This is a genomic window from Hymenobacter agri (assembly GCF_054778495.1).
In genome coordinates, this window is sequence record NZ_BAAGZM010000440.1 from 1 (window position 1) to 3632 (window position 3632).

The window sequence follows — 3632 nt, forward strand, 5'->3', positions numbered from 1 at the left end:
CCGCAGCACGCGCTGGCGGCGCAGCAGGGTGGGGGGCGCTTTGGCGGCATGCTTTCGATGCGCCTGCCCGATGATGCCGACCTCGTGAACCGCTTTATGCAGCGCAGCGAGCGGTTTCCGTTTGCGCCCTCGCTAGCGGGGGTGGACTCGTCGTGCTCGTCGCCGCTCTACACCTCGCACCGGGCCCTGACCGATGCGCAGCGCGCTGAGCTAGGCATCTCGGTGGGGCTGGTGCGGCTGAGCGTGGGCATCGAGCCGGTAGAGGAGCTGCTGGCCGATTTGGCGCAGGCGCTGGCGTAAATCGGGCCGTGGAAGCCAGTACTGAAAAGTCTGATGGGTTGGACTAATTTCGATTCATTATCAGTTGTTTAGGTTCGTGCTGTTTGCGATGGGTAAGTCGGCAGCGGCGGCGTTTTGGTTTGAAACTGGCCGGAGTAACGGTATTCCTTTGTGACGGTTCTGCTGGCGCGCAACGGTGCGCCGCCCGCCGGAACTGCCCCTTGCCATGCGCGCTGCTTCGTCTCGCTTACCGCTTTCGCTTAAACTCGCTGTCAGTGCTTTTCTGGCCGTGATGGTGCCGGTGTACTACGTGAACTACGGGTCCACCAACTTTCTGTATTTCTGCGACGTGGCCCTGCTGCTGAGCTTCATCGCGCTGTGGACGGAGAAGGCCCTGCCGGCCTCAATGGCGGCGGTGGGCATTCTGGTGCCGCAGGTGCTGTGGTGCGCCGACTTCGTGAGCGAGCTGCTGGGCCTGCACCTGGTGGGCCTCACGGGCTATATGTTCGATGAGAACCGCTCGCTGTTTCTGCGCGGGCTGTCGTTTTTCCACGGCTGGTTGCCGTTTCTGCTCATCTTTCTGGTGAAGCGCCTGGGCTATGACCGCCGCGCCCTGCTGGCTTGGACGGCCCTGGGCTGGGGCCTGTGCCTAACAGCGTATTTCTTCCTGCCCCCGGCCGGCACTGTGCTACCCGACCCCAAAATCCCGGTCAACATCAACTACGTGTTTGGTTTCGACGACGCGCACCCGCAAACCTGGCTGCCTGCCCCGCTCTACCTCCTGGCCTGGATGACTGGCTTGCTGGCCGTATTCTACGTGCCCTCGCACCTGCTGCTGCGCCGCTGGTTTGCCCGGCCCACAGTGGCAGCGTACCAGCCCGGCCCTTGGGCCCGGATTAGTGATGCCTACTACACCTTGGCCCTGATGTGGTAGTTCGCCCAGCAGCAAAAAGCCCCCCTTTCCCGGCTAGGAAAGGGGGGCTTTTTGCTGCTGGTTCCGGTCAGACCGGCGGGGCTGGCGGCTGCTTACAGCTTATCCGACACCGAGCCGGAAATCTGCTTGGCGGTGCGCAGGGCCTGGAATTCGCCCTGCACGCCCCGGATGGTCAGCTTGTCATCGAGGGTGTAGGAGCTGCGCAGCTGGTCGTAGCGGCCATTAAGGGCGCTGAGTACGTTGGCGGCGCGGGTCCAGTCATTAGGCGTCCACTCGCGGCGGTCTTCGCGCACCTTGTCGAGGAAGCGGGTGTAGGTGTCGAGCAACTGCGGGGCGGTGAGCTTGCCCACGCTGATGCGCTCGCGGAAGAAGTCCGACACGGCCGTGTCGGTAGCCACGCCGGCGGCCACGGTAGCGGTGGTGCTGCTGCTACCGGTGGTGGGGCTGGGGTTGATGACCGTGCCGGTGGGCGTGGTGCCGGCGGGCACGGTGGTGGTGCGGGTGGTGCGGCGGATGACCTTGCCGGTGGCGGGGTCGAGGTCTTCGGTGACTTCCGTTACCTGCTGTTCGCCGGGCTTGGCGGTGGCAGTGGTGCTGGTTTTGGCCGTGGTGGTGGTGGTTTTGGTCTGGGCGTGGGCGGCCAGGGGCAGGGCCAACAGCAGGGCAAAAAGACGCGCGTTTTTCATGGGAGTAAGGAGGTTGACAAGGACTTTAACGGAAAAAGGCTCCGGGCCGGACAGGTTTGCCAGCAGTCCGGGCCGGGCAACTGCAAGCTTCGCGCCACATCGGGGGCGGCAATTCTGAAATTTGCCGTACTCTTACGGCGCGGCTGAGGGTCAGTTCGCGGCCGTTAGTACGGCCCTGGTTTTCCTTTCCCCTTTTACCCCATTTTTATCATGTAAGGCGCGTATTCTACCTACTTCGATAACTTGTTTCTGAGCCTGCGCATGGCGCGGCCCGCCTACAAAGCCCAGGCCCAGTATAGCCTACGCGCCATTCGGCAGGCGGGGCTGGGGGCGGCTTTCACGCCGCTGTTGGCCAAGCTCGAAACGGCCATTGCCGGCTTCGACGAGAACCTGACCGACTGCAACCAGTCGACGGCCGGCGGTACCGATGCCTTCCGCGCGGCCCGCGCCCAGTGGCTGGCTTTTGTGGACGACACCATGAAGGACTACATGACGCCCAAGCCGCCCGTATATGCCGACTTCAAAAAGGACGGCAAGAGCAAGCTTGCCGCTCTCAGCCAGCCCCGGCTGCTCACCGAGTCGAAAAACCTGCTCGCCCTCTACCAGGCCCAGCAGGCCGCCCTGGTCCCCACGCTGGCGGCCGATGCGCAGCACCTCTACGACGCCCTCGCCGCGGCCGACAAAACCTGCGACGAGCAGGTCGGCGACATTACCGACGCCCAACTCGGCCTCGCCGACGACCGCCGGGCCATTGTCCACGCCCAGCGCCGCCTCAAGGCCCAGCTGGAGCTCAAGTTTGAGGAGCCGGAGAAAGTGTACAGCTTTTTCGATTTCTCGAAGGCGCGCGGCAACAAGAAAGCCTTGAAAGACACGTTCGGTTTGGCTAAGCCTTAATCGGGCCGTACCTCGGTACACCCTATTTCCTGACGATGTAAAGGCTGGTCGTACCTCGGTACGGTTGGCTTTTGGTGGTTCACAAGCGCCCCGTACTGAGGTACGGTCGGATTCAGTAGTGCCGGAAGTGGGGTGTATTTCGGTACGGGGCATTTTTAGAGTTGCTGGAGCCGGCTGTACTTCAGTACGGGGGCTTTGGGAGGCTGTGCAAGCGGAGTGTACCTCGGTACAGTTTACCCCATAGATGCGCGGGCATTGCCTTTCTTATTCAAATTACCGTTTCGCTGAACGTTTTCTCTTGTCTACCTTGCTGAAGTGCTGCGTTTCTCATTTTGCTTTGATGAAGTTCCCGCCGAATTGGTATATAACGAAACGGTGGCATACTACCTTCTGGACGGTACGCTCTGCTTAACTCATGGCCCGGAAATAGTTTGGAAAGAAATTGCGCTCCCGTTGGTTGAGGTTGCCATGTGGCTATCCGAATGGTGGGCCTGCCAGCAACTACCTCGGGCCTACACGCCAGACGGCGCTGAACCCGACTCCGGACCCATGCTGGTGTTTATGCCGGCGGAAGGAAATCGGCACCGCTTGACGTACACCTGGGGAGATGCATTGATTCATTGGACCGCCGAGCAAGCCGAGTGGGGACACGCGGTGAAGCAGTTTCGCGAGGAGGTGCGCAACATAGTGCTGGAGCGCTACCGTGTACGCTTGGATAGGTTCCTGCCTCTATTCCCTTCTAGCCCATAAATGCCTGCTTTGATAAGTGCCTCGGCACTGGCCGGTGTCAAGTACCGATGAGCCGTTGCAAAGGCTGGAGCGTGTAAGAACCCCTTGCT

The 3632-nt window shown here is 61.5% G+C and carries 5 protein-coding genes; 4 read left to right on the top strand and 1 reads right to left on the bottom strand.

The annotated features are described in order from the left end of the window. Both ACYVDE_RS17285 and ACYVDE_RS17290 read left to right on the top strand, forming a co-directional pair. On the top strand, window positions 1-300 hold a 300-nt coding region (locus ACYVDE_RS17285; RefSeq protein ID WP_460502794.1), incomplete at its 5' end, for a PLP-dependent transferase. Window positions 301-568: 268 nt separating this feature from the next. After that, entirely contained in the window at window positions 569-1213 is a 645-nt protein-coding gene (locus ACYVDE_RS17290; RefSeq protein ID WP_460502795.1) for a membrane-associated protein, read from the top strand. Between the two features lie 92 nt (window positions 1214-1305). On the opposite strand, the gene ACYVDE_RS17295 is transcribed toward ACYVDE_RS17290, so the two are convergent. Next, window positions 1306-1899: a hypothetical protein gene (locus ACYVDE_RS17295; protein ID WP_460502796.1), complete on the bottom strand. Its 594-nt coding sequence runs from the start codon at window positions 1897-1899 to the stop codon at window positions 1306-1308. Between the two features lie 243 nt (window positions 1900-2142). On the opposite strand from ACYVDE_RS17295, the gene ACYVDE_RS17300 reads away from it, so the two are divergent. Together ACYVDE_RS17300 and ACYVDE_RS17305 are read left to right on the top strand one after the other, a co-directional pair. Continuing rightward, on the top strand, window positions 2143-2793 hold the full coding sequence (locus ACYVDE_RS17300) for a hypothetical protein (RefSeq protein WP_460502797.1): 651 nt from the start codon (window positions 2143-2145) through the stop codon (window positions 2791-2793). Window positions 2794-3108: 315 nt separating this feature from the next. Continuing rightward, entirely contained in the window at window positions 3109-3543 is a 435-nt protein-coding gene (locus ACYVDE_RS17305) for a DUF7878 domain-containing protein (protein ID WP_460502798.1), read from the top strand. Window positions 3544-3632 lie beyond the last annotated feature (89 nt).